Source organism: Devosia lacusdianchii (assembly GCF_022429625.1).
Taxonomy (GTDB): domain Bacteria; phylum Pseudomonadota; class Alphaproteobacteria; order Rhizobiales; family Devosiaceae; genus Devosia; species Devosia lacusdianchii.
This window is the reverse complement of record NZ_CP092483.1, coordinates 1,334,730-1,360,738: the sequence shown is the minus strand read 5'-3', so window position 1 is coordinate 1,360,738 and position 26,009 is coordinate 1,334,730. Positions and strand designations below refer to the sequence as shown.

At 63.3% G+C, this 26,009-nt stretch carries 21 protein-coding genes and 1 tRNA gene; 9 read left to right on the top strand and 13 right to left on the bottom strand.

Annotated features, from left to right (window positions below; translation table 11 throughout):
- Window positions 1-127: 127 nt before the first annotated feature.
- The 5 genes from MF606_RS06605 to MF606_RS06585 form a co-directional block, all read right to left on the bottom strand.
- A tRNA-Gln gene (locus MF606_RS06605) sits at window positions 128-201 on the bottom strand.
- A 138-nt stretch (window positions 202-339) separates the two neighbouring features.
- Window positions 340-1,698 carry an FAD/NAD(P)-binding protein gene (locus MF606_RS06600; protein ID WP_240233016.1) on the bottom strand — a complete coding sequence of 453 codons (1,359 nt, stop codon included), beginning with the start codon at window positions 1,696-1,698 and terminating at the stop codon, window positions 340-342.
- 16 nt (window positions 1,699-1,714) lie between these two features.
- The gene (locus tag MF606_RS06595) at window positions 1,715-2,167 is read right to left on the bottom strand and encodes an RrF2 family transcriptional regulator (protein ID WP_240233015.1); all 453 of its coding nucleotides are present in this window, start codon (window positions 2,165-2,167) and stop codon (window positions 1,715-1,717) included.
- A gap of 111 nt (window positions 2,168-2,278) precedes the next feature.
- On the bottom strand, window positions 2,279-2,827 hold the full coding sequence (locus tag MF606_RS06590) for an RBBP9/YdeN family alpha/beta hydrolase (RefSeq protein ID WP_240233014.1): 549 nt from the start codon (window positions 2,825-2,827) through the stop codon (window positions 2,279-2,281).
- Between the two features lie 8 nt (window positions 2,828-2,835).
- The gene (locus tag MF606_RS06585) at window positions 2,836-3,063 is read right to left on the bottom strand and encodes a hypothetical protein (protein ID WP_240233013.1); all 228 of its coding nucleotides are present in this window, start codon (window positions 3,061-3,063) and stop codon (window positions 2,836-2,838) included.
- A 355-nt stretch (window positions 3,064-3,418) separates the two neighbouring features.
- Here MF606_RS06585 and MF606_RS06580 point away from each other — a divergent pair, with 355 nt between their 5' ends.
- From MF606_RS06580 to MF606_RS06545, 8 genes are all read left to right on the top strand, one after another.
- Window positions 3,419-4,348 carry an ArsR/SmtB family transcription factor gene (locus tag MF606_RS06580; protein ID WP_240233012.1) on the top strand — a complete coding sequence of 310 codons (930 nt, stop codon included), beginning with the start codon at window positions 3,419-3,421 and terminating at the stop codon, window positions 4,346-4,348.
- A gap of 200 nt (window positions 4,349-4,548) precedes the next feature.
- Window positions 4,549-6,060, top strand: coding sequence for an arabinosylfuranosidase ArfA (gene arfA, locus MF606_RS06575; RefSeq protein ID WP_240233011.1), 1,512 nt, complete (start codon window positions 4,549-4,551; stop codon window positions 6,058-6,060).
- 244 nt (window positions 6,061-6,304) lie between these two features.
- The gene (locus MF606_RS06570; RefSeq protein WP_240233010.1) at window positions 6,305-8,224 is read left to right on the top strand and encodes an ABC transporter substrate-binding protein; all 1,920 of its coding nucleotides are present in this window, start codon (window positions 6,305-6,307) and stop codon (window positions 8,222-8,224) included.
- Window positions 8,225-8,517: 293 nt separating this feature from the next.
- The gene (locus MF606_RS06565; RefSeq protein WP_240233009.1) at window positions 8,518-9,522 is read left to right on the top strand and encodes an ABC transporter permease; all 1,005 of its coding nucleotides are present in this window, start codon (window positions 8,518-8,520) and stop codon (window positions 9,520-9,522) included.
- Between the two features lie 4 nt (window positions 9,523-9,526).
- Window positions 9,527-10,384: an ABC transporter permease gene (locus MF606_RS06560; RefSeq protein ID WP_240233008.1), complete on the top strand. Its 858-nt coding sequence runs from the start codon at window positions 9,527-9,529 to the stop codon at window positions 10,382-10,384.
- A gap of 199 nt (window positions 10,385-10,583) precedes the next feature.
- Window positions 10,584-11,630, top strand: a complete 1,047-nt coding sequence (locus tag MF606_RS06555; RefSeq protein ID WP_240233007.1) for an ABC transporter ATP-binding protein — start codon at window positions 10,584-10,586, stop codon at window positions 11,628-11,630.
- Window positions 11,627-12,538 (top strand): ABC transporter ATP-binding protein, encoded by a 912-nt coding sequence (locus MF606_RS06550; RefSeq protein WP_240233006.1) that lies wholly within the window; start codon window positions 11,627-11,629, stop codon window positions 12,536-12,538. Before MF606_RS06555 ends, MF606_RS06550 begins: the two co-directional genes overlap by 4 nt.
- A gap of 171 nt (window positions 12,539-12,709) precedes the next feature.
- Window positions 12,710-13,660, top strand: a complete 951-nt coding sequence (locus MF606_RS06545; protein WP_240233005.1) for a glycoside hydrolase family protein — start codon at window positions 12,710-12,712, stop codon at window positions 13,658-13,660.
- A gap of 54 nt (window positions 13,661-13,714) precedes the next feature.
- Here the strand turns inward: MF606_RS06545 and MF606_RS06540 are convergent, their stop codons facing one another.
- The 3 genes from MF606_RS06540 to putA form a co-directional block, all read right to left on the bottom strand.
- Window positions 13,715-14,227 carry a GNAT family N-acetyltransferase gene (locus MF606_RS06540; protein ID WP_240233004.1) on the bottom strand — a complete coding sequence of 171 codons (513 nt, stop codon included), beginning with the start codon at window positions 14,225-14,227 and terminating at the stop codon, window positions 13,715-13,717.
- Between the two features lie 120 nt (window positions 14,228-14,347).
- The gene (locus MF606_RS06535; RefSeq protein WP_240233003.1) at window positions 14,348-15,448 is read right to left on the bottom strand and encodes a M24 family metallopeptidase; all 1,101 of its coding nucleotides are present in this window, start codon (window positions 15,446-15,448) and stop codon (window positions 14,348-14,350) included.
- Window positions 15,449-15,687: 239 nt separating this feature from the next.
- Window positions 15,688-19,188 (bottom strand): bifunctional proline dehydrogenase/L-glutamate gamma-semialdehyde dehydrogenase PutA, encoded by a 3,501-nt coding sequence (putA, locus tag MF606_RS06530; RefSeq protein ID WP_240233002.1) that lies wholly within the window; start codon window positions 19,186-19,188, stop codon window positions 15,688-15,690.
- 161 nt (window positions 19,189-19,349) lie between these two features.
- Here putA and MF606_RS06525 point away from each other — a divergent pair, with 161 nt between their 5' ends.
- Window positions 19,350-19,817, top strand: a complete 468-nt coding sequence (locus MF606_RS06525) for an Lrp/AsnC family transcriptional regulator (protein WP_240233001.1) — start codon at window positions 19,350-19,352, stop codon at window positions 19,815-19,817.
- A gap of 314 nt (window positions 19,818-20,131) precedes the next feature.
- Here the strand turns inward: MF606_RS06525 and MF606_RS06520 are convergent, their stop codons facing one another.
- The 5 genes from MF606_RS06520 to MF606_RS06500 form a co-directional block, all read right to left on the bottom strand.
- Window positions 20,132-21,712 carry a peptide ABC transporter substrate-binding protein gene (locus tag MF606_RS06520; RefSeq protein ID WP_240233000.1) on the bottom strand — a complete coding sequence of 527 codons (1,581 nt, stop codon included), beginning with the start codon at window positions 21,710-21,712 and terminating at the stop codon, window positions 20,132-20,134.
- A gap of 96 nt (window positions 21,713-21,808) precedes the next feature.
- Window positions 21,809-22,873, bottom strand: a complete 1,065-nt coding sequence (locus MF606_RS06515; protein WP_240232999.1) for an ABC transporter ATP-binding protein — start codon at window positions 22,871-22,873, stop codon at window positions 21,809-21,811.
- Window positions 22,870-23,907, bottom strand: a complete 1,038-nt coding sequence (locus MF606_RS06510; RefSeq protein WP_240232998.1) for an ABC transporter ATP-binding protein — start codon at window positions 23,905-23,907, stop codon at window positions 22,870-22,872. The genes MF606_RS06515 and MF606_RS06510 overlap by 4 nt, the downstream gene beginning before the upstream one ends.
- On the bottom strand, window positions 23,904-25,076 hold the full coding sequence (locus MF606_RS06505; RefSeq protein WP_240232997.1) for an ABC transporter permease: 1,173 nt from the start codon (window positions 25,074-25,076) through the stop codon (window positions 23,904-23,906). Before MF606_RS06505 ends, MF606_RS06510 begins: the two co-directional genes overlap by 4 nt.
- Window positions 25,073-26,002, bottom strand: a complete 930-nt coding sequence (locus MF606_RS06500) for an ABC transporter permease (RefSeq protein ID WP_240232996.1) — start codon at window positions 26,000-26,002, stop codon at window positions 25,073-25,075. Before MF606_RS06500 ends, MF606_RS06505 begins: the two co-directional genes overlap by 4 nt.
- Window positions 26,003-26,009 lie beyond the last annotated feature (7 nt).

Here is a 26,009-nt window from a genome sequence, read left to right as displayed (position 1 = left end):
CCCCCACGGACCGATTCACGCGCTACTGGCGAGCAGCACTTTCCACAAGCTGGGCTGCCAGCGACAGGTGCTAACGAACTCTGCCAATGGATTTTGCTATGCTGTTGATTTTATTGCAAAAAAATATTGGCTGGGGAACCTGGATTCGAACCAAGATTGACGGAGTCAGAGTCCGCAGTTCTACCATTGAACTATTCCCCAGCAGGCCGATGGACCGGCTGGCGGCGGAGGTGCGGGGCACGCTTCCGGCGCGGGCATTGCATAGACAATGACGGATGAGATTGCAAGCGCCTCTGAGCGTGTTGTTGTGGGCTCGCGGGCGATGGCTGCCGCAGCGGCTCAGTGGGTCGGGGTCGGGTGCAGGATGCGGCTCGCCAGGGTGGCGCATTGGACGCGGATATCGGGGACGGCTTCGATTTCGAAGAAGCGGCCGCGCGTGAGCGGTCCGACGGCGAGCAGGCGCTGCGACGCTTTGCCGTCGCTGGCGACGACGGCGCAGTGATCGTCCACATCGAGGCCGATATGGAGGGGATCGGGTCGGGCCTGGCCGTTGGCGACCAGGTCGCGGATGACCGGGTTAGAGCTGCCGAGCACGTCTACGCTGACGCCGCCGCAATCGTAGACGCGGGCGATATCGATGGTTTTTCGCTCGGTGGTGCCGCGCGGACGGATGCCAGCGCGGACGCCGTCGCCATTGCGCTCGACGCCGACGAACTCGGCGGCGACGAGGCGGACCTGGCCGGTATCGACCGCGCGGGCGAGCCGATCGTGCAGTTCGGGCGGCAAGCGATGGCGGTGGATGTTCCACCAGGGGCGCAGATGGCGCAGGAACTGGCGGCGGGTGTGTTCGGACCAACTCTGCCAGATGCGCTGATTGTAGGGGCGCAGGCCATCGACGACGCTGCGCCAGTCGCCGCCGGCGCGCTCGGTTTCGTCGACCAGCGCGCGGAACCAGCGCAGGAAATAGGGCGCGTTGGTGCCGAAAGGCACATCGGCCGCGTCGATATTGATCGGCGGCACGTCGCGGTGGCCCTTGGGCAGCAGGCCATTGCGCGAGACGACAATGATCTGGCCGCGATGGTCGGCTTCGGCCAGCGACAGCCAGGCATCGACCATGCTGAGGCCGGAGCCAAGCACCATGACCTCGGCCTGGGGATCGAGCGGGGTATCGCGATCGGAACCGACGCGGACGGCGATGCCGCGACCGCGGGCGGGCTGGGTTTCGTGGCCGACGGCGAGCACGGCGGTGTGGCTGACGATGCTGGTGCCATTGGCGAGGACGGTCTCGACGCCAGCCTTGCCCTCGCGGACGGAGACCACCTCTTCGGAGAGGACGACCAAGCGGCCGAGGCGGGATTGGCCGGCCTGGGTCAGGACCTGTTCGAGATAGACGCCATAGAGGCGGCGGGGCACGAAGACCCACGAGCCACGGGCGGCGGGATAGCCGCGGGTCTGCAGCCAGCGCCAGAAATGTTCGGGATCGTCGGCGAAGGCGCTCATGCCGCGCGCCGGCACGTTGACCTTGTGATCGCGCTGGCTTGCGGAATAGGCGAGCCCCCGCCCGAACTGGCCGCGCCGCTCGATGAGGGTCACGCGGATATCGGTATCGGGATCGCGCAGCAGGTGGGCGGCGAGCAAGACGCCACTGGCCCCGCCACCGATAATGGTGACAGAGGGACGGCCGCCCGCGGCGCTCATGGCCGCCTCCAGACCGTCAGGCACTGATCGATTCGTCTGGAGACAGGGACTCGGCTCCACCCATGGCGCGCATCTGGGTGAGGCTGGTGTTGTCCAGCACTTCGGCGATGGCGTTGCGGACGTCGAGCATCAAATGGCGAACTTCGCATGTCGCTTCGTCGCAATCGGTGCAGGGCTGGTAACGGGTCTTGCTGGCGCACGGGATAGGCGCCAGCGGGCCATCGAGGACGCGGACGACGTGGCCAATCTTGATCTCGTCGGCCGGGCGCGCGAGGCAATAGCCGCCGGTCTTGCCCTTGCGGCTATAGACGAAGCCAGCATTGCGCAAATCGGCGAGAATGGCGTCGAGGAACTTCTTGGGAATGTTGTTCTGGCGGGCGATCTCGCCGACGAAAGCGAGCTGGCCCGGCGGGACATCGGCAAGCGCGGCAAGCGCCTTGAGACCGTATTTGCCTTTTTTGGTGAGCATGAACCTACCGGCCTTCCGACGGAAACCTCCGGTAGGAAGGAGACCGGACGGTCGCCAGTGTAAATAAATTCTACAAAGCCGCTAGACAAGGCAAAATTCTCCGTTCGCGCTCTATGCGGCAGCCGGGCGGCCGGTCAGCCGTCGCGCCAGCGCGTAACCGCCGGTCCAGCGGCCGAAGCCGCTGGCAATGTTGATGTGACCGGCATAGCCCAGATCGTGCACGGGACTACCCCAGGCCGCGGCCAGATCGAGCGCAGTGCGGAACGACATGTAGACGTCGTCGCGGCTGGCGACGACAAGGCTCGGAAAGGGCAGCGGGTCGCGCGGCATCTCGCCGAACTCGTAGGTGCGGCGATGGAGTGATGCGGTGCGGTTGATGTCGGCCGGAGCCACCAGCAAGGCACCGCCGACCAGCGGCGCCACCGGGCTGCCGGCAAGACGGGCGGCCAGAACGCTGCCCAGGCTGTGCGCCACGATCAGGGCGCCGGGATTGGCGGCGACGGCGCGCTCCAGCCGATGGAGCCAGCGCGCCGAATCCGGGTTCGACCAATCGTCCTGCTCTACCAGAACCGCATCGCGGTGGTCGCGGCGCCACCAGGTTTGCCAGTGGCCGTCGCCCGAGCCGTGCAGGCCCGGGACAATCAATATCTTGGCCGTCATGGCCCGACTCAATAATGGCGCGGCAGGGTGAGGCGGACGAAGCGCAGCAGCTCGCTGTCGCTGCGGTCGGCCGGCTCGAAACGCTTGCCGGTGAGGAACAGGGCATCCTGTTCGGCACGGCTGGCGCCTTCGTCATCGAGGCGGCCGAAGGAGAAGAAATCGGCTTTGCCGGGGGCTTCGTCGCCGGCGTCGCGGCGACCGAAGTTCGGGGTCAATACACCAAAAAAATGCCCCATCGTCTCCACTCCTCTGCTTTGGCCCGAGGGCCGCTGGTTGGTCGGTGTTCGTCTGGCAGGCGCTGGCTCGCCTATATCAACAAAGTCTATCAGCTCAGTCGTGAATTGCGAGGTTCTGGCTTTCGCTGGATGGCGCGGATGGACAAAATTTTGCTGCCGGGCGTGGGAGCGGCGAGACTGCGGGGGACGGTGTTGGCGGTCCTGGCCAAGGGAAACGGAGGTTTTCGCTTTGGCGGGAATGACTCCGTGGAGGCGGGGCGGACGTGCTCTCAGACGCGCCTGGAGCCGGTGGTTGATTGTATCAGCAATCCTGATAGACATGACCGTCTTGTCTTATTGCCGTGAAAGCCCTGCCATGAGCCGCAATTTCCTGGTTATCGACCCTGAAGAGGGCATGGAGGTTCTCAAGGGGCTCGCGTCGCCGATCCGGGTGAAAATCCTAAAGCTCCTGCATGTCGAGGGGGCGATGAATGGCAATGATATTGCGGACAAGCTCGACCTGCCCCAATCGACGGTATCGACGAACATACAAATCCTGGAGAGTGCAGGACTCATTCGGACCGAGACGCAGAAGGCGCGCAAGGGCAACCAGAAGATCTGCCATTCGATGTTCGACGAAGTGATGGTGATGTTCAAAGAGGACATCAAGCCGCTGCGGTCAAACACCATCGAAGTGGCCATGCCGCTGGGGCTCTATACCAGTTGCGAAGTGTCGGCGCCGTGCGGGCTGTGTTCGACGGAAGGGATTATCGGGCTGCTGGATGTGCCCGATACTTTCCTCGACCCGGAGCGGATGAAGGCGGGGCTGATCTGGTTTACGCGGGGGTATGTCGAGTACCAGTTCCCCAACAATGCCAAGCTGAGCCAGAACCCGATCGAGGGCATGGAATTCTCGATGGAGCTGAGCTCGGAAGTGCCGGGGACGTCGGCGGACTGGCCGAGCGATATCACGCTTTCGGTAAATGGCACCGAGATCGGCACCTGGATGTCGCCGGGCGACTTCGGCGACAAGCGCGGGGTCTATACGCCGGACTGGTGGAAGCTGAAGGGCAGTCAGTATGGCAAGCTCAAGAGCTGGCGGGTGACCAAGGACGGAACTTATGTCGACGGCATGAAGATTTCGCCGATCTCGCTGGTCGACCTGGACCTGGCCAACCATCACTCGATCCGGCTGCGGATCGCGGTGAAGCCGGATGCTAAGCACCCGGGCGGTATCAATATTTTCGGTCGTGGGTTTGGGAATTACGACCAGGAAATTGTGATGCGGTTGCAGACAGAGCGGTAGGCGGAAGGCCGTTCTTGCCAAGAGGATACCCCCTCCTAGCCTCCGCTGATAGGGGGAGGGACCGGCCGGTGGCTGCAGATAGACGGTCGACCAATTAAGTCATATTAATTGCGTACCCACCCCTTGCGCCCTCGCGCCCGCCTCGTTTACAACGGAGTAACTGATATAAATCAGAAAAACGGATTCATTGGGAGGATAGGGTGAAGGCTTCGGTCGTCGCGCATAAGGATTTTACGGTCTCCAAGATTGACGATCGTGTCTATGGGGCATTTCTCGAGCATTTGGGACGGGCGATTTACGAGGGCATTTACGAGCCTGACCACCCGACGGCCGACAAGGACGGGATGCGGGGAGACGTGGCCAAGCTGGTCAAGGACCTGAAGGTTCCGGTGGTGCGCTACCCCGGGGGTAACTTTGTTTCCGCCTATAACTGGGAAGACGGCATCGGGCCGCGCGAGCAGCGCCCTACCCGGCTGGACCTGGCCTGGCACACGTCGGACAGCAATGCTGTTGGCGTGCATGAGTTTGCCGACTGGTGCGCGACGGTCGGCACCGAGATGATGCTGGCGGTGAACCTTGGTTCCCGCGGCGTCGACGAGGCGCGCAATTTCCTCGAATACTGCAACCATCCCGGCGGCTCCTACTGGAGCGACCTGCGCATCAAGAATGGCCGCAAGGAGCCTTTCAACGTCAAGCTCTGGTGCTTGGGCAACGAGATGGACGGCCCCTGGCAGGTTGGCCACAAGGATGCCGACGAGTATGGCAAGCTAGCAGCCAATACGGCGCGCGCCATGCGCATGTTCGACAAGTCGCTGGAACTCGTCGTCTGCGGCTCGTCGCATTCGGATATGGCAAGCTTCCCCGATTGGGAGCGCATCGTGCTCGAGCATACCTATGATCATGTCGATCATATCAGCCTGCACATGTATTTCGCCAACCGCGACAACAATACGCCGAACTATCTGGGGCTGAGCGAAAAACTCGACACCTATATCGAGACGGTGGCGTCGACCATCAAGCAGGTGAAGCACAAGAAGCGGTCAAAAAAGGACATCACCATTTCGTTCGACGAATGGAATGTCTGGTACCACTCCAACAAGCAGGATCGGCAGATCCTCGATGGCAATAGCGGCTGGCCGCACGCGCCGGGATTGCTGGAAGACATCTACAATTTCGAAGACGTGCTGATGGTGGGGTTGATCCTCAACACCTTCATCCGCCGGTCGGATGTGGTGAAGATCGCCTGCATCGCCCAGCTGGTGAATGTGATCGCGCCGATCATGACGGAAAAGGGCGGTCCGGCCTGGGCGCAGACGATCTATTACCCGTATTTCTTCGCCTCGGTGTTTGGTCGCGGCACGGCCTTGCAGCTGGTGACGAACTCGCCGGGCTACGAGACTACGCATGCCAAGGATACGCCGTTCGTGGACGTTTCAGGCGTGCACAATGAAGAGGATGGCACGCTCAGCTTCTTCCTCGTCAACCGCCACACGAGCGAGAGCATCGAGACGGAAGTGAGCCTGCAGGGCTTCGGCAATGGCACGGTTATCGACCACCAGGTGATGACGCATCCTGATCTTAAGGCGGTGAATTCGGCCAAGAAGCAGGATGAGGTCAAGCCCAGGAAGGGCGAGGGTGCAAAGATTGCCGGGGGTACGCTGAGCGTGACCCTGCCGCCGTATTCGTACCAGATGGTGCGGGTGAAGATTTAAGCCAGCAAGAGCTGCAGTCGCTGGCAGCATGCCGCCGGTTTTCTTGCAGCTTCGGGCGTGACGACGACCAAATCAGGGGCGTACCGGCTCGGTGCGCCCTTTTATATTGTGTATCATGTTATTGGATTTACATCATGATGCACGTTGACAACCCCTGACCGACAGTTAAGTATGACTTATGAAGGCGCTGGAGGGTGCCGTCGTAACGGAGTGCGGGAGGCACTTCGAAAAAAGGGAGAGAGACATGGATAGACGCAGCTTCATGCTGGGTACCGCCGCCGGTGCCCTGTTGATTTCGGCAAAGGGTCTGGCCTTTGCCCAAGAGGCAGAAGGCACCTCGCCTGACCTCGCCCAGTTTCCGCGCAACGAGACCGTTATCGTCCACAATCCGGAAGGCGTGATCCGCAATCCGGCCTGGTTCAATCCCTGGGTCGTAGGCGCCGGCAACGGCACCAGCAATGGCCTGCACAACCTGACAACCGATACGCTGTGGTTCATCGATCCGGATGCCGGCGTCGAGGGCGCCAGCGAGAACGCGGTCTACAACTCGCTGGCCGACGGCCCGTGGGAATACAACGCCGATTTCACGGAAATGACCGTGAAGCTCAAACAGGGCATTACGTGGAGCGACGGCGTCGGCTTCACCGCTGCCGACGTGGTCTATACCGTCGAAAAACAGAAGGCGACGCCCGGCACGCCCTATAATGGCGCATTCACCGCACAGGTGAAGACCGTCGAGGCGCCTGACGACTACACGGTGCACTTCGTCCTGAACAAGCCGAACTCGCGATTCCACGCCCTGTTCTCAGTGCGCTGGACGGCAGCCTGGATCATGCCCAAGCATGTAATGGAAGCGCAGGAAGACATCCTCAAGTTCGACAATAATCCGCCGGTGAGCCTGGGGCCGTACACGCTGCATTCGTTCGATCCGAACGGCACCTGGTATATCTGGGAAAAGCGCGCCGACTGGGACAAGACCGCCCTTGGCATGGTCGGTGAACCCAAGCCGCGCTTCATCATCTACCGCAACAATATTTCGACCGACAATCGCCTGATCGAGATCCGCAACGGCAATCTCGACATGGTGCACGACCTGACGCCGGAAGGCACGTTCTCGGTGGTGCAGCAGGACCCGCAGATCCAGGGCTGGTTCCCGGGCTTCCCCTATGCCCACCCCGATCCGACGCTGGTCATGGCCATCCCGAACCATCAGAATCCCAAGTTCCAGGACAAGCGCGTCCGCTGGGCCCTGGCTCTGATGCTCGATGCACGCGCCATGTCGATGGCGTCCTACCGCGGTGCGGCAACGCTGTCGGCGATCTCGGTGCCGCCAACCGGCACGCATCCGCGCGACTATCATGGTCCGTTGCAGCAGTTCCTGACCGATTACGAGATCGACACAGGCACCAGCAAGGTAAAGCCTTACGATCCAACCATCGGCATGCAGATCGCCGAGATGGTGCGGCCGCAGTTTGGCGAAGCGGTGCCGACCGACGAAACCGCCATTCGCAACGCCTTCGGCTATGGCTGGTGGAAGCAAAATATCCCGGCGGCCGAGGAACTGCTCACCGCTGCCGGCTTCACCAAGAGCGGCAACCAGTGGATGATGCCCGATGGCCAGCCATTCGCCTTCGAGGTGATGGTGCCGCAGGAAGGCGTGGTCAACCGTCTCGGCGTGATCATTGCGCAAACCTGGGCTCAGAACGGCATCCAGGCGACGGCACAGGTCGACTCCGATACCTGGGGCCGCCAGCGCGTCGGCGACTATGAAGTCAACATCGCCTGGGCGGTGGAAACCTGGGGCGGTCACCCCGATCTCAGCTTCTTCCTCGACAGCTACCACTCGGCCTATGTCGCCGAGCCGGGCGCTTCGCAGCCAGACCGTAACTGGATGCGCTGGAAGGATCCGCGCCTCGACGAAATCATCGAGAAAATCCGCGGCATCGACTTCAACGATCCCAAGGGGATCGAATACGGCACGGACTTCGTCAAGCTTCACCTCGAGGAAATGCCGAATATCCCGATCATGGCGTATAACGTGTTCTCCATCCAGTCGAACAAGTACTGGACCGGCTGGCCAAATGCCGACAACAACTATGCCAACCCGGTGACCAACTGGTCGAACGGCCGGTATATCTTCACCCAGATTACGCCCGTGGCGTAGCTCGTCCTCCCGGACGGCCCGGCTTAGACGCCGGGCCGTTCTGAGGGGCGCGATCTCCTTCGTGCCCCTCGCAGTTTCGGCGGTGATGCGCTTCGGCGCCAGCCACCGGCGGCTTTCCGTCTCCCCCTGCGGGAGAAGGTGCCCCAAGGGCGGATGAGGGGTTCTGCACGCCCCCAGGTATCAAAGCATGGGTTGGCGCAGCACCCCTCACCCTGACCATTCCGCTGAACGCAGAATGGTCGTCCCTCTCCCACAAGGGGAGAGGGGAAAGAGAGTTGAGGTCGCGAGGTTCGATGCAAGGTTATCTATGGTTCATCGGAAAACGGGCGCTGCAGATGCTGGCGGTCATTTTCTGCGGTATCTCGGCGACGTTCCTGGTGACGCATCTGTCGCCGATCGATCCAGTCGAGCAGGTGCTGGGACGGCTGTCATCCCGAGCCAATCTGTCGCCAGAAGCGATCCTGGCGACCCGTGAAGCGCTCAACGACCTGTTCGGTACCGGCGCACCGATCCTTGAGCAGTATGTCAACTTCTGGACCCGACTGGTTCGCGGCGATCTAGGGCCGTCGCTGATGGCCTTTCCGACGCCGGCCATGGACATCGTGATGCGCGCGATGCCCTGGACGCTGGGGCTGCTGGTCTCGGCCACGCTGATCACCTTCGTCATCGGCAATCTGCTGGGCGCGCTGGCCGGCTACAACCAGAACAACCGGTTTTTCAAACTGTTCGGCATCCTGGCCATGGGCGTGCAGCCCATTCCCTATTACGTCGTGGCCTTCATCCTGCTCATCATTTTCGGCTTCCTATGGCCGGTGCTGCCCATTTCGGGTGGTTTCGCGATGGACGTGACGCCGGGCTACAACTGGCCGTTTATAAGCTCGGTGCTGCAGCACGCCATTCTGCCGACCTTTTCGGTGGTGCTGGTGGGCTTTGGTGGCTGGTTCATCGGCATGCGCGCGCTGGTATCGAACGTCATCAACGATGATTACGTCACCTATGCCGAACTGGCTGGTGTCAAGAAATCGACCATTGTGGGCGGCTATGTGATCCGCAACGCCGTGGTGCCGCAGCTGACAGCCCTGGCCCTGACGCTGGGCGGGGTGTTTTCGGGCACTGTTATCACCGAGCAGGTGTTCAACTATCCGGGCCTGGGCTCGCTGCTGATCGATGCGGTGAATGCGGGTGACTATTCGCTGGTGCTGGCGGTTTCGACGGTGTCGATCACGGCCGTTGCCGTGGCGATCTTCATCGTCGACCTGCTGCACCCGCTGCTCGATCCACGCGTAAAGACGGAGTAGGGCCATGTTTGCCGTCTTCCGCGACCTCATTCGCTACAATATCGAATTCGCCATCGGCCTCATCCTGGTTGTCGTGGTGGCGGTGTTTTCGGCTGCGAGCTTCTTCTCGCCGGTCGATCCATCGCTGATCTACATGACGATCCCCGACCAGCCGCCCTCCCCTCAGTTCTGGTTCGGCACCAATTCGCGCGGCCAGGACATGTTCTGGCAATTATCTGCCGCGTTCCGGAACAGCCTGGCGTTCGGGCTGACCGTAGCCGTGTTGAGCCGCATCATCTCGATCGCAGTGGGGCTGACGGCAGGCTATATGGGCGGCTGGGTCGATCGCGTGCTGATGTTCATCAACGACATCTTCGTGTCGCTGCCGATCTTTCCCATCCTCGTGCTGTTCTATTTCGTGCTGCGCAACCACATGGACAGCTTTACGCTGGCGCTGGTCATGGCCGGCTTTGGCTGGCCGTTCGATGCCCGGCTGATCCGCTCGGTGGCGATCGGTCTCAAGCACCGCGAGTTCACCCGCCACGCAGTATTTGCCGGCATGAGCACGCCCAAGCTGCTGCTGGAAGAGCACCTGCCCTATGTGATGCCCATCGTCTTCGCCACCTTCATGAACAACATGCTGTGGTCGATCGGGCTCGAGGTGACGCTGGCGGTGCTGGGCTTCACCAATATCAACCAGCCCACCATCGGCACGGTGCTGTACTGGGCCAATAGCCACTCGGCCATGGTGGTGGGGACCTGGTGGTGGATCGTCATCCCGGTGATCCTGATCGTCATGACCTTTCTCGGCCTGTTCCTGCTGGCGGTGAGCATGAACGAATATATCGACCCGCGCAGCCGGTTGCGGAGGATGGGGGCATGAGGGTGTTCAACCGCGATCACACCACCACCACCGGACGGCACCTCCCCCTTGATGGGGGAGGTTGGGAGGGGGTGAGAAAGCCCCAATATCGGGGACAAACTACCCCCACCCTTGATCCCTCCCCACAAGGGGGAGGGTGTCGACTGAGAACCCAGCGTCCATCCGTTTCCTATTTCGGCGCGTCTGGAGAGTTCTGCGCATGACCGACGATCTGCTCAAGGTTGATGGCCTCAAGGCCTATTACCAGATGAACTATTATGGCGTGGAACGCGAAGTGCGAGCGGTCGACGACATCACCATGACCGTCCGCAAGAACGAGATCTACGGCATTGCCGGGGAGAGCTCGTCGGGCAAGACCAGCTTCATTAAGGTGCTGGCGGCGGCGATACGGCCGCCGATGCGGATCGTGGCCGGGTCGGTGAAGTATGACTTCAAGAACGGGCCGATCGACGTGGCCAATGCGACCGAGGCGCAGGTGGCGGCGGTGCGCTGGAAGCACCTGAGCTACATCATGCAGGGGTCCATGAGCGTGCTGAACCCGGTACGGCGGATCGGCAAGACGTTCGAGGATTTTGCCAAGCGGCCGCTGGGGCTATCGGGCGAGGCCTATCGCGAGCGGGTGGGCAATCATCTGGAGCGGCTGAAGCTGCCGGCGGATGTGCTCAATGCCTATCCGCACGAGCTGAGCGGCGGGATGCGGCAGCGCGTGACCATCGGGCTGGCGACGGTGTGCCACCCCGAATTCGTCATCGCCGACGAGCCGACGACGGCGCTCGACGTGGTGGTGCAGAAGGAAGTGCTCGGGCTGATCCGCGAAATCCAGCAGGATATGGGCAGCTCGGTGGTGTTCGTGACGCATGACATGAGCGTGCATGCCAATATGACCGACCGGGTGGGCATCATCTATGCTGGGCGGCTGGTCGAGGAAGGGCCGACGCGGCAGATGTTCTTTGCGCCCAAGCATCCCTATACGGCGCATCTGGTGGCGAGCCTGCCGCGCATTGGCGACACGGCGCAAAGGCCGGCGCTGGAGGGGCGGCCGCCGAGCCTCGCCAATCCGCCTGGCGGGTGCCGGTTTCACCCGCGCTGCCCGCTGGCGATCGACAAGTGCAAGACCGAGGTGCCGCCGCTGGTGACTGTGGCCAAGGATCATCGTTCGGCCTGCTGGCGTTGGGCCGAGGTGGAGCCGCTGGTCAAGCCGCATGTGGCGCATGCGACGTTGGCGACGCGGGGAGTTACGGCATGAGTACGCTGCTGGATGTTCGCGACGTCTCGAAGCGCTTCAGCATGGGCGGGCTGCTGGGCCGGCGGATCGTGCAGGCGGTGGACGATGCCAGCTTTTCGCTGAGCGTGGAGAAGCCGGAAATTTTCACGATCATCGGGGAAAGCGGCTCGGGCAAGACGACGCTGGCGCGGATGATCCTGGGGCTGGAACTGCCAAGCAGCGGTGAGATCAGCTTCAAGGGCAAGACGGTGAGCCATCGGGTGGGGCGGGCGGAGCGGCTGGACTTCATGGCCAATGTGCAGCCGGTGTTCCAGAACCCGTTCGAGGCCTTCAATCCGCTCAAACGCATCGATCGCTATCTGGAATCGACGGCGCGGCGGTTTCTGAAGCTGAGCCGGCGGGACGATCTCGATGGTGCCATGGACGGGGCGCTGCAGAAGGTGGGGCTGAGCCTGGCCGAGGTCAGGGGCCGTTATCCGCACGAGATGAGCGGCGGGCAATTGCAGCGGGCAGCGATCGCGCGGGCGCTGATTCCCAATCCGCCGCTGCTGGTGGCGGATGAGCCGGTGTCGATGGTGGATGCGTCGCTGCGGATGAGCATCGTCAATCTGCTCAAAAGCCTGCGCGACGACCTGGGCGTGTCGGTCATCTACATCACTCATGACCTGGCGACGGCCTATTACATTTCCAACCGGCTGATCATCATGCAGCGGGGGCGGATCGTGGAGATGGGCGATGCCCGCACGGTGCTGGATAGTCCGGAGCACGCCTATTCGCGGCTGCTGAAGGCGAGCGTGTTGTCGACGGAGGATGCGGGCGATGGGAAGCTGGGGACTGATCCTGAAATGGTGAAGTTGGCGGGGGACCTGGTGGGGAAGGCGGGACGGCTGGTGGATCGGCCGGATGGGCGGATGGTGCGGGTTTATTGATCTTTCTTCACCTCCCCCTTGATGGGGGAGGCCGGGAGGGGGTGGGCCCGCACGCGCAGGATCTGCGGTGAGATACCCCCACCCTGCTCGATCACGGACTTAGCGAGGGCTAAGTCCTATCTCGCTTCCCTCCCCACAAGGGGGAGGGTGAACTCCGTGGGTGGGACAGACATGAGCGCACCGATTTATCGCGATCCAATCGCCGATGGCGCGGCGGACCCGACCGTCATCCGCAAGAAGGGTACCGACGAGTGGTGGATGTTTTACACCAATCGGCAGCCGGCGACGGATGGGCCCAAGTTTACCTGGATTCATGGCTCCCCGATCGGGGTTGCCGTCAGTACGGACGATGGGGCGAGCTGGCACTATCGCGGCACCGTGGCAGGTCTGGACGATCCCAAGGATGCCGGGCAGCGCAATACGCATTGGGCGCCGGAGGTGATCTTTGCCGAGGGGCAGTATCACATGTGGCTGAGCTATATTCCGGGGGTGCCGGATGATTGGCCCGGTGTGCCGCGCACCATCACGCATTTTACGAGCCCGGACCTTGAGACCTGGACGCGGATCGGCCCGCTGGTGCTGAACAGCCCGCGGGTGATCGACGCCTGTGTGCTCAAGTGCCCGGATGGCCTGTGGCGCATGTGGTACAAAGATGAGAATGCCGGATCGAGCACGTGGAGTGCTGTGAGCGACGATCTGTTCGCGTGGCGGCAGGAGGGGCTGGTGTTGCCGGGATCACCGGATGCGCCGCCGCATGAGGGGCCGAATGTGTTCGTGATGGGCGGGTGGCATTGGCTGATTGTCGACGAATGGCGCGGCCAGGGCGTATATCGCTCGGATGATGCGGTGAACTGGACGCGGCAGGGGCTGATTGCCGACCAGCCCGGCAGCGACCCAATGGACCGACGCTTCGCGCGGCATGCGGATGTGGTCGTCGTGGGCGACCATGGGGCGATGTATTATTTCACGCACCCGGAATGGGACGAGGTGAACGCCAAGGAGGGGCCGCCAGATGTGGCGGCGCGAAAGACGGCCGTGCATCACGGGCGGTTGACGGTGGTGGACGGGGTGTTGGTGTTCGAGCGGGATGTCGCAGTGGGGGTGGCGCTGCTGAGGGGGTAGCTTAACGACATTGTCATTCCGGCGGAGGCCGGGATGACACCGTGTTTTTTGATGCTAGCGGGACCGCTCCAAGAGGATCGACGGGTGGTCCTTGTAGGTCGTGCGCCCATATTCGCGATAACCTAACTTTGCCGCCAGGTTGAGCGATGGCGTGTTCTCGGGATCGATCAGGCAGACCGTGCGCGACATGGATTGGTCGGCCCAGGTGAGGACGGCCGACAGAGCCTCGCTGGCGATGCCCTTGCCGTGATGCTGCGGCAGCAGCACCCAGCCGGCCTCCGGGGCTTCGCCCAATGGAGGCTCGATATCGCGGTGGAAATCGGCGAGGCCGAATTCGCCCATGATGGTGCCGGTCTGGCGATCGGTGGCGACGAAATAGCCGTAACCCAGAAGTTGCCAGTGGCCGACATAGCGCAGGATGCGCGACCAGACTTCTTCAGGTGTGCTGGGACGCCCGCCGATGAAGCGGGTGACTTCGGGGTTGGCCCACAGGATGCAACAGCCGGCGAAGTCGGCGGCCGTGTGCGCGCGCAGGATGAGGCGGTCGGTGGCGAGGATTGGGGGCATTGAACAGTCCTTCCGGGGGGTACCCCCTCCTAGCCTCCCCCTGATAGGGGGAGGAACCCGGCCGGTGGGTGTGGGTGCAATCTCGTTTCGACGCCGGGATGACATCGCGATTGGAGCAGCTTAGCCGCCAGCCACTGCGGTGCGAGGCATATCGGAGAGGATTTCGGCGACGCCGTTGCGGATGATGACGATTTCCTCGAGCCGCAGACCGAACTGGCCCTGGAGGTAGATGCCCGGCTCGATGGAGAAGACCATGCCTTCTTCGAGCACCGTGTCGGCGGTGGCGGTGATGTAGGGGCCTTCGTGGATGTCGATGCCGAGGCCGTGGCCAGTGCGGTGGAGGAAATTGGGGCCGTAGCCGGCTGAGGTGATGACGTCGCGCGCGGCTTTGTCGACGCTGCTGGCACGGGCGCCGGCATGGGCGGCTTTGATGGCGGCTTCAACGGCACGGTCGAGGATGGAGTGGATCTGGCCGAAGCCCTCTGGTGCCGAGCCGTAATAACCGACGCGGGTCATGTCGGATGGGTAGCCGTAAATGCGGGCGCCGGTATCGATCAACACGGCGTCGCCGTCCTTGAGCTGGGTCTCGCCGGTGTGATGATGCGGGAAGGCACCGTTCTGGCCGAAGCAGACGCTGCAGAATTCAGTGGTCGCGCCATTGGCCTTGTAGAAGTCGCGGATCACGGTGGCCACTTCGCGCTCGGTGATGCCGGGGCGCAGGGCGGCGAATCCGGCGGCCATGGCGGCATCGTTGAGAACGGCGCTTTTCTTGAGGGCGCGATACTCGGCGGCATCCTTGCGGGAACGGAGGTAGCCGACCGTGTCGTCGGTGAAGCGCCTGATAGCGCCGGGGAGTGCATCGAGGACGAGCAGGGCGAAATCGGTGCGCATGGTCTCGTCAAGGACGATGGAAGGCGCGGTGCGGTCGATGCCGGTGGCGGCCAGCAGTTCTTCCAGAGCGGCGGATGGGCCGTCGGCGTCGGTCCAGGGGAAGAAAGGCAGGTCGGTGTGCTGGCGGGCGCTATCGACGTTGAGCGCGGGCATGAGGAAGCCGGCAAAGGTGGGCGACACCATGAGGAGGACCGGGCGCTCGTCGCCGTGAGGGGAGAGATCGGCCAGGTAGACCATGTGGCTGGAGGGGCCGATGACCACCAGATCGGTGGCAGTGGCGGCCATGCGGGCACGGAGGCTGTCGAGGCGGCTGGCAAGGATGGTGGTCATGGTGGCTCGGGGTGGGGTTGGGGTGGGTGGCTGATTGTCGTTGGCGAGAGGCACTGGAGACATTGGCGCAGTCGACACCCTCCCCCTTGTGGGGAGGGATCAAGGGTGGGGGTGGGCCGCTTGAATTGAACTCGCGGAGAGATACCCCCACCCTGCTCGATTCAACGGACTTAGCAAACGCTAAGTCCTATCTCGCTTCCCTCCCCACAAGGGGGAGGGTGACGACTGAGAGATCCCCTCTACCCGGCCTGCGCCATCAGGCTGGCGTTGCCGCCGGCGGCGGTGGTGTCGATGCAGACGTGGCGTTCGATGAGCAGGCGATTGACCTCGTCGGGTGAGGTGATCAGCGGGATGATTGCGCCGTCGCGGCTGCTGAGGGCGATGCGGATGGCGCGGAGGGCATCGTCTTCGGCGAAATAGGCAACTGCCTCGAAGGTGCGGGCGTGGGCGACGGCGTCGACGTCGAGCTCCGCAAGGATGGCGGTATTGCCCAGCATGGCGGCCATGGTGGCCTGCGCCTGTTTGTCGGCAGCTGACGGCCCAAGGCACAGCAAAGTGCCACGCGGAGCTGTGTGGAGAATATTGCTTTCCCCCGTTGGGCCCGGGAGCTGCGATGGCCGGGTCTGCACGTCCCCCTGCTCCTGGGTGAAGCGCGGCAGGTAATGCGGGCCGCCGGCCTTGGGGCCCGTGCCGGAGAGGCCCTCGCCGCCAAAGGGCTGCGAGCCGACGACCGCGCCGATCTGGTTGCGGTTGATATAGATATTGCCTGCGCGGACGGTGTTGGACACCGAGCGGACGCGCGAGGAAATACGGGTGTGCATGCCGAAGGTGAGGCCGTAGCCGGAGGCGTTGATGGCCGCGATGACGGCGTCGAGCTCGTCGGCCTTGAAGGTGGCGACGTGGAGCACGGGGCCGAAGATTTCTTCCGGGATGGCGGCGATGCCTTTGACGCGGAGGACCGTGGGGGCGACGAAGGTGCCCTGCCCTGGCGCGCTCAACTTATGAATCAGATTCCCCGAACGCTCGTAACCATCGATATGAGCTTGGATTTTTGCCCGCGCGGGTTCGTCGATGACCGGGCCGATATCGGTGGCGAGGTCCCAGGTATTGCCCAGGGTCAGCTCGTCCATGGCGCCTTTGAGCATTTCGATGGTGCGTTCGGCGGCGTCTTCCTGGAGGTAGAGGATGCGCAGGGCCGAGCAGCGCTGGCCGGCGGATTGGAAGGCTGAGGCCAGGATGTCTCGCACGGCCTGTTCGGGCAAAGCGGTGGAATCGACTATCATGGCGTTGAGGCCGCCGGTTTCGGCGATCAGCGGCGCGGTGGGGGCGAGATTGGCCGCCATGGCGCGATCGATGCGGCGGGCGGTGGGGAGCGAGCCTGTAAAGACGACGCCCGAGATGGCAGGGTTGCTGGTGAGTGCGGTGCCGACTTCGCCGGCGCCGGGGAGAAGCTGGATGGCGTCAGGCGGGATGCCGGCTTCGTGCATCAACTGGACGGCGCGGAAGGCGATGAGCGGGGTCTGCGGGGCGGGCTTGGCGAGGACGGGATTGCCGGCGACGAGGGCCGCGGCGATCTGGCCGGTGAAGATGGCCAGCGGGAAATTCCACGGCGAGATGGCGGCGAAGGGGCCGCGCGGGGCAGCCAGGATTTGACCCTCGGCTTCAGCCGCGTAGTAGCGCAGGAAGTCCACGGCCTCGCGGACCTCGGCGACGGCGTCGGCCCAGGACTTGCCGGCCTCGCGGGTGAGGAGGGCGAAGAGTTCGGGGCGGTTGACCTCGTAGAGGTCGGCCACGGTGCGCAGGAGATTGGCGCGGGTTGCCACCGGGGTCTGGGGCCAGGTGGAGGCGGTGGCGGACGCGATGGCGGTGGCTACGTCATCGGGGGTGGCGTTGGTGACGGAGCCGAGGTGGTCGGCGGGATTGGCGGGGTTGGTGAGATTCTGAGCTTCGTGTGTGCGGCCCCACCCCCTCCTAGCCTCCCCCATCAAGGGGGAGGTACCGCTCCACTCCTGGGACTGGATCGCGTTTTGCCCACCGGACGGCACCTCCCCCTTGATGGGGGAGGTTGGGAGGGGGTGATGGGCAGCCACTAGCGGCGAGGCGTGCCACTGGGTGGTCCGGAATGCTGAACGGGCTGTATCCATCTCCGGGAAGGCGATCGAGTCGGTGAGGTCGAGGCCGGCGGAGTTGCGGCGGGTGCCGAAGATGGCAGATGGCGCCGGAATGGCCGTGTTGGGGATGGCGTCGCCGAGGGAGAGCACTTTGGCGATCGGGTCTTCGGCGACCACTGCGGCGGGAATGTCTTCGTCGGCGATCTGGTAGACGAAGGAGCCATTGGCGCCGTTTTCGAGCAGGCGGCGGACGAGATAGGCGAGCAGATCCTTGTGGGCGCCCACCGGAGCGTAGATGCGAGTGCGGGTGCCATGATTTGTGCGCAGGACTTCGTGCAGGCGCTCGCCCATGCCGTGGAGGCGCTGGAACTCGTAGGTGTCGTTGAAGCGGCCCGCCTGCGCAGCGAGATGCAGCACGGCGGCGGCGGTGTGGGCGTTGTGCGTGGCGAATTGCGGGTAGATGGAAGAGGACGCGAAGAGCCGCCTGGCGGCGGCGATATAGCTGATGTCGGTGGAAGCCTTGCGGGTGAAGACCGGGTAATCGGGCAGGCCGAGCACCTGCGAGCGCTTGATCTCGGCATCCCAATAGGCGCCCTTGACCAGGCGGACCATGATGCGGCGGTCGAGTGATTTGGCCGTAGCGTCGAGCCAGTCGATCAGCGGCAGGACGCGCTTGCCATAGGCCTGGACGACGACGCCGAAGCCGTCCCAACCAGCCAGTTCGGGGGTGGCGAGGACTTCGGCGATGATGTCGAGGGAGAGATCGAGGCGATCGGCTTCTTCGGCGTCGATGTTGAAGCCCATATTGGCGGCCTTGGCGGCCAGGGCGAGTTTGCGAGTCGCTTCAACGAGTTCGGTCATGACGCGGTGGCGTTGCGCGAACTCGTAGCGCGGGTGGAGCGCCGAGAGTTTTACGGAAATGCCGGGGTTTTCGCGGACCGAGCTGGCGATGCAATGGGGGGCGAGGCTGGCTATGGCACGGGCATAGGCGTCGAAATAACGCGCGGCGTCTTCACCGGTGCGGGCGGCCTCGCCGAGCATGTCGTAGGAGTAGCGGTAGCCGAGGGATTCGGGCTTTCTGGCGTTGGTGATGGCCTCGTCGATGGTGCGGCCGAAGACGAACTGGCTGCCGAGAAGGCGCATGGCCTGGCCGACGGCAGTGCGGATGACCGGCTCGCCGAGGCGGGCGACGGCGCGGTGCAGCGCGTTTTTGGGGCCGACCTCGGGATCGCCGAGCACGTCGGCGGTGAGGCTGAGGGCCCAGGACGAGAAATTGACGAGCTGGTTGGACGAAGCGCCGAAATGGCCGGCCCAATTGGAGCCACCGACCTTGTCGTGGATGAGGGCATCGACGGTTTCGGCATCGGGCACGCGGAGGAGCGCTTCGGCGAGCGACATGAGGGCAACGCCCTCGTCGGTGGCGAGGCCGTATTCGGCGAGGAAGCTCTCCATCAGTCCGAGGCGATTGCCGGAGCGGACGGTTTCGACCAGCTTTTGCGCGTGGGCGGAAATGGCGGAGCGGTCGGCTTCGGTGAGGCCGGTGTCTGTGATCAGGCTGCGCACGAGCTGGGTTTCGTCGGCCAGGTTGCGGGCGCGGATCGATTGGCGGGCGGTGGCGATGTTGGACACTGGCGGCGGCTCCGGGGCACGACCTCATGGTTCGACAGGTTCACCATAAGGTCTACTAATTGAGCGGAGAATGACACGAGTTTCGCAGGCGTTTCGCCTGATGTGATGGCGTGAGGCGGCGCAAGACGTTATCGTGAGGGATCAGGCTAGGACAAATCGCCATGAAAACGGTCAGCTACGAGACTTTGGACCAGATCGATCGCAATATTCTCGATGAATTGGCGCGGGATGGGCGGATCAGCGTGGCGGAGCTCAGCCGGCGGGTAAACCTGAGCAAGACGCCATGCCAGGCGCGGATCACGCGGCTGGAGAAGGCGGGGTATATTCTGGGATACCGGGCGGTGATCGATCCCAAGCGCCTGGGGCTGCCGCATGTGGCGTTTGTCGAGGTGAAGCTCAGCGATACGCGCAAGGCGGCGCTGACATCGTTCAACAAGGCCGTGCGGGCGATCCCGGAGGTGGAGCAGGCGCATATGATCGCGTCGAGCTTCGACTACCTGCTCAAGGTGCGGACCAAGGATATTGCGGACTATCGGGAGGTGCTGGGAGAGCGGATCTCGGCGCTGCCGCATGTGGCGCATACGAGTACGCATGTGTCGATGGAGGCGGTTAAGGGGGATGAGGAGTAGGACCAGCTGATATTTGGCTGATGCTGGCCTGCAAACGGCGGTTTGCTGCGCTTCCGGTGCTCACGTACTGATGTACGCTCCGCTCCGGTTCTCGCAAACCACCATTTTCGGCTCAGCCTGAGCCAAATCTCAAGAGGTCCTGGCGCGCCCTCCTGATGTTGTGATGACCATCATCGCAACGCGGTCGTCACCCTCGGGCCTGATCCGAGGGGGCTGCAGTTGAACGCGATCGGCAAGTGAAGGGCCCTCGGGTCAAGCCCGAGGGTGACGCGCGGTGGGTGGAGAGGTGCCGGGATACCCGACACCCCGTTTGATTACTCAGCGATCACCGCATCGCGGAAGTACGGCACGTTCAGCGTTGAGCGCCAGAAGCCGGTCACCTTGGGGCTCATCATCATGTAGTTGTAGCGGTGGTACTGCGGCAGGATGATATGGTCGTTCATCAGGATGGCCTCGGCCTTCTGCATTTCGGCCACTGACTCGGCTTCGTCGCCGGTTGCCTTGGCGGCAGCGATGGCGGCGTCATAGTCGGGGTTGGACCAGTTGGCGAGGTTGTTCGGGCTGCCGGTGACGAAGTTGTCGAGGAAGGTCATGGGGTGCGGATAGTCGGCGCCCCAGCCCATCTGGGCGATCTGATACTCGACCTTCTGCACTTCAGGGTAGAAGACCTGCCACTCGGACGCCTGGATCTGGACGTCGATGTTGAGGTTTTCCTTCCACATCTGCTGAATGGCTTCGAGCAGCTTCTCGATCGGCGGGGACGAGTAGGTGACGAACAGGGTGTCCGGGAAGCCTTCGCCATTGGGGTAGCCGGCTTCGGCCAGCATGGCCTGGGCGGCTTCGACTTCTGCGGTGGGGGCGAGACCGAAGGTGTCACGGCCCTCGGTGAAGTCCTTGCCGCCAAAGGTCATGCCAGGAGGCACGACGCCCAATGCCGGAATATCGGCGGACTGGAGCACGAACTCGACGATTTCCTCGCGGTCGATGGCCATGGAGAGGGCTTCGCGGACCTTGAGGTTATCAAGCGGCGCCTGGTGCGGATTGAAGAAGGCATAGGTGGTGCCGAGAGCCGGGACGACCATGAAGGCATCGGATTCAACCGAAAGGCGAGGGATTTCCGGGGCGGGGACAGATTCGATGCCGTCGACGTCGCCGGCTTCCATGGCCGCGAGAGCGGTTGCCGGATCGGGGATCAGGCGGAAGGTGAGCTTGTCGAGGGAAACGGCGTCAGCGTCGTAATATTCGGGGTTCTTCTCGAAGACAACGGACTCGCCCTGGTTGAACTCGGTGACCCGGAACGGGCCAGTGCCGATGAAGGTGGCCGGATTGCGGGTCCAGCCTTCGGGATCGGCGGTGACCACGTCTTCGCGGACCGGGAAGAAGGTCGTGTAGGTCAAGAGCTGCATCATGTAAGGGACGCGGGCCTTGAGCGTGAAGGTCAGCGTCTTGTCGTCGGGGGCGGAGACGGAGATGTCACCCTTGCCGCCGGCGTCGAAATGCTCCTGGGCGCCGACGATGGAATAGAGCATCGGGGCGTTCATGGCGGCGGTGGCGGGATTGAGCACGCGGGTCCAGGCATAGACGAAATCGCCCGCCACGACGGGCTTGCCGTCACTCCACTTGGCGTCGCGCAGGTGGAAGGTATAGGTCAGGCCGTCTTCGGAGACTTCCCAGGTTTCAGCCAGAGCGGGGACGATTTCGCCATTGGCGTCGAAGCGAACGAGGCCTTCAAAGGTGTTGCCGATGATGGGCGCGGCAAAGGTCTCGGCAGTGGTGCCGGGATCGTATTTGGCGGACTCGTTATTGACCACATAGGTCAGTTCACCCGCGGCGAAAGCGCCTGATGTGGTGGCGAGGAAGGCCGCTGTGAGCAGCGGCAGGAAATGCTTGGTCATGCTTTCTCTCCTTGTTTTGGGGACGGTTCTTCCGGCCCTTTCGTTGTATTTGCCGCCAGCAAGCTGGTGGTTTGCTGGCAGTATTCTTGCGTCAGCTTACGCCGCCCTATTGGGCACCGCATCCCCGGCATAGTGACAGGCGGCAAGATGGCCCCCGCCGATATCTCTGAGATCGGGTTCGACCCTGGCGCACAGGTCCGTCGCCATGGGGCAGCGGGTGCGGAAGCGGCAGCCGGAGGGGATAGCCATGGGGCTGGGGATTTCGCCGCGCACCGGATCGGCCGGGCGCGCTGCGGTAGGGTCGGGCACCGGGATCGAGGCCAGCAGCGCCTGGGTGTAGGGGTGACTGGGTCGGCGGTAGAGATCGGTATTGGAAGCCAGTTCGACGATCTTGCCGAGATACATGACGCCGATGCGATCGGAAATGTGGCGGACCATGCTGAGATCGTGGGTGATGAACAGGTAGGTCAGGCCGAGCTGGTCCTGCAGGTCTTCCAGCATATTGACGACCTGGGCCTGCACCGAGACGTCGAGCGCCGAGATGGGCTCGTCGCAGATGACCAGATCGGGCTCCAGCGCGATGGCCCGGGCAATGCCGATGCGCTGGCGCTGGCCGCCGGAGAATTCGTGGGCGAAGCGATTGGCGTGGTCGGCATGGAGGCCGACGCGGGCCAGCAGCTCGTGGACTTTTGCGGTACGCGAGGCCGGGGTGCCGATGCGGGCGATTTCGAGCGGCTCGGCGATGAGATCGCGAACGGTCATCCGGCCGTTGAGGGACGCGTAGGGGTCCTGGAAGATCATTTGCACGCGGCGGCGGAATGGCACGAGGTCGCGCTCGGAGGCGGCGGCGACATCGACGCCATCGAACAGCATCTGGCCGGAAGTGGGCTGATAGAGGCGAATCAGGGTGCGGGCGAGCGTGGACTTGCCACAGCCGGATTCGCCGACGAGGCCCAGGGTTTCGCCCCTGACGATGTCGAGGTCGACGCCGTCAACGGCGCGGAGGGTGGGTTTCGGGCCGAAGAGGTTTCGGCCAACGGAGAAGTGCTTGGTGAGGTTGCGGATGGAGACGAGGGGTTGGGTCGAAGAGGATACCCCCTCCCGACCTCCCCCTGACAGGGGGAGGGGTTCGATCGCGGCTGTGGTTGGGCTGGTGGTCATGACAAGGCCCCCTCATCCGCCCTTCGGGCACCTTCTCCCACGAGGGGGAGAAGGGAAGATGGCGGGGCATCCGGGTGGTGGAGCCAGCATCTTGCGCCCTGCCCTTCGCCGAAAATCGGCGGCAGGGCGGCTGCGCATTGGCGCATGGCGTGGGGGCATCTTGGGGTGAAGGGGCAGCCCGTTGGCGGATGGGCCATGTCGGGCGGGCTACCGGGGATGGGCGTCAGGCGCTTGTGGGTGTCGTCGCGCAGGTCGGGGACCGAGGCGAGCAACCCTTGTGTATAGGGGTGCATCGGCGTGGCGAAGAGGTCGCGGACGGGGCCGGTTTCCATCATGAGGCCGCCATACATGACGACGATGCGGTCGGTGACTTCGGCGATGACGCCGAGATCGTGGGTGATGAGGATGATGGCCATGCCCAGGCGCTTCTGCAGGTCTTTCAGCAGGCCGAGGATCTGGCGCTGGATGGTGACGTCGAGCGCGGTAGTGGGTTCGTCGGCGATCAGCAGTTTTGGGTCGCAGGATAACGCGATGGCGATCATGACGCGCTGGCGCATGCCGCCGGAGAATTCATGTGGGTAGGATTTGAGGCGTTCGGCGGCCGAGGGGATACGGACCAGTTCGAACAGTTCGATGGCGCGGGCGCGGGCCTGGGCGCGGGTGACCTTGCGGTGGCGCAGGATGGTTTCGATGACCTGTTCGCCCACGGTGAGGGTGGGATTGAGCGAGGTCATCGGGTCCTGGAAGATCATGCCGATCTTGTTGCCACGGATATCGCGCAGATCGTCCTGATCGAGTGCCATGAGATCCTGGCCGTCGAACATGGCCGACCCGCCCTTGATGCGGCCGGTGGACTTGAGCAGGCGCAGAATGGACATGCAGGTGATGGACTTGCCGGAGCCGCTTTCGCCGACAATGCCTAGGATCTCGCCGGGATGGACATCGAAGCTGACGCCGCGCACGGCCTGCACTTCGCCGCGCTGGGAAAAGAAGCTGGTGGTGAGATCGCGGACGGAAAGGATGGGCTGGCTCATTTGCGGAACCGTGGATCGAGTGCGTCGCGCAGGCCATCGCCGAGGAAGTTGAAGGCGAACATGGTGAGCGAAATGGCGGCGGCGGGAAAGAAGAGCTGATGCGGATAGGCGCGCAAGGTTTCGACGGCCTCGGAGGTCAGCGTGCCCCACGAGGCGAGCGGCGGGGTGACGCCGAGGCCGATGAAGCTCATGAAGCTTTCGATGAAGATGGCCGAAGGGATCAGCATGGTCAGGGTGACGATGATGGGACCGATGGAATTGGGCAGCAGGTGTTTGGTGAGGATACGGCCGGTGCCGGCGCCCATAGTGCGGGCGGCGGCGACGTAATCCTGCTGTTTCAGCGATAGAATCTGGCCGCGGACGATGCGGGCCATGTCGACCCAGAAGACCGAGCCGATGGCGATGATGATGGAATAGAGACCGCTATCGAACACCACCATGAGCAGGACGACGTAAAGCGTCAGCGGGATGGTGGAGATGATTTCGACGATGCGCATCATGATGGCATCGGTCTTGCCGCCGATATAGCCGGCAATGCCGCCGTAAAAGATGCCGATGAAGAAGTTCACCAGCGTGGCGACGAAGGCGACGGTGAGCGAGATGCGGGCGCCGTAGAGCTGGCGGACGAGGACGTCGCGGCCGAGCTGGTCGGTGCCGAAGAGGTAGGTGCGGTTCCAGGACCAGCCTGACGGAGCGATGGTGGCGCCATCAGCGGCGACGAGCTTGGCTGGGAGGGTCTTGTAGTCGAGGGTGATGGTGGTGTCGCCGAACTCGAAGGCCTGGGACTTCTTGATCATGTCCTTGCGTTCGCCCCGCAGCAGACCCAGAACGTGACCCTCGGCATCGACCTCGTAGAGGTTGAAGTTGGAGGCGTTGAGGAAGAAGCGCGTTGTGTCCCCTGCCCCATCGGTGACCGAATAGGTTTCGAAGGCGGGCGGAATATTGGCCAGCTTCAAATCCTGCTGGTAATAGGTGAATGGGCTGAACAGGGGTCCGAAAATGGCGCCCAGGATCAGCAGAATGATGAAGCCAATGGAGATGACCGCCGGCTTATTGGCCCAGAGACGGCGGCGGGCATCCTGCCAATAGGTGAGGCTGGGCGCAGAGGCGACGGCGGCGGTTTCGCCGGACGGGAGCTTCTCCCACATATCGGGGGCGATGTCGCTCATGCGGACGCCTCAGTCAGCTTGATGCGCGGATCGAGCACGGCATAGAGCAGGTCGACGATCAGGATCATCACCATGAGGGCGGCGGCGTAAAAGATGGTGATGCCCATGATGGCGGTATAGTCGCGATTGGTGATGGAGAGCACGAACTGGCGGCCAATGCCGGGGAGCGCGAAAATCTGCTCGATGACAAAGCTGCCGGTGATGAGATTGGCGACAACCGGGCCGAGCACGGTGACGACAGGAACCAGCGAATTGCGCAGGCCGTGCTTGAACAGCACCTGGCCGGGGCGCAGGCCCTTGGCGCGGGCGGTTGTCATGTAATCCTGCTCGAAGGTTTCGAGCAGCGACGAACGCGTCAGGCGAGCGACGAAGCTGACCCAGAAACCGGAGAGGGCGAAGACCGGCAGGATGTAGCCGCGCCAATCGTCGAGGCCAAAGGTCGGCACCCAGCCGAGGCGCAGGGCGAAAACGTAAAGCAGCACGGTGGCGATGACGTAGCTGGGAATGGCGACGCCGATGGTGGCGATCAGCATCACCGTGGTGTCAGGCCATTTGTTGCGGTTAAGCGCGGCGATAATGCCGAGCGGTACGCCGAGGGCGACGACGCAGATGACGGCGAGGAGGCCAGTGCGCAGGGTGACCGGCAGGCCATCAGCGATCATGGTGTTGATCGAGACGCCCGGATATTTGAAGGACGGCCCAAGATCGAAGGTGAGGATGCCTTTGAGATAGCTCAGATATTGCGCCCAGATCGGCTGATCGAGACCGTATTTGGCGTTGAGGGCAGCCTGAATTTCGGGTGCCAGCATGCGTTCGGAGACGAACGGACCGCCGGGCACGGCGTGCATGAGGAAAAACGTCAGCGTGACGATGGCCCAGAGGGTCACAAGCATCATGCCGAGGCGCTGGGCGATATAGGTCGGCATAGCTCAG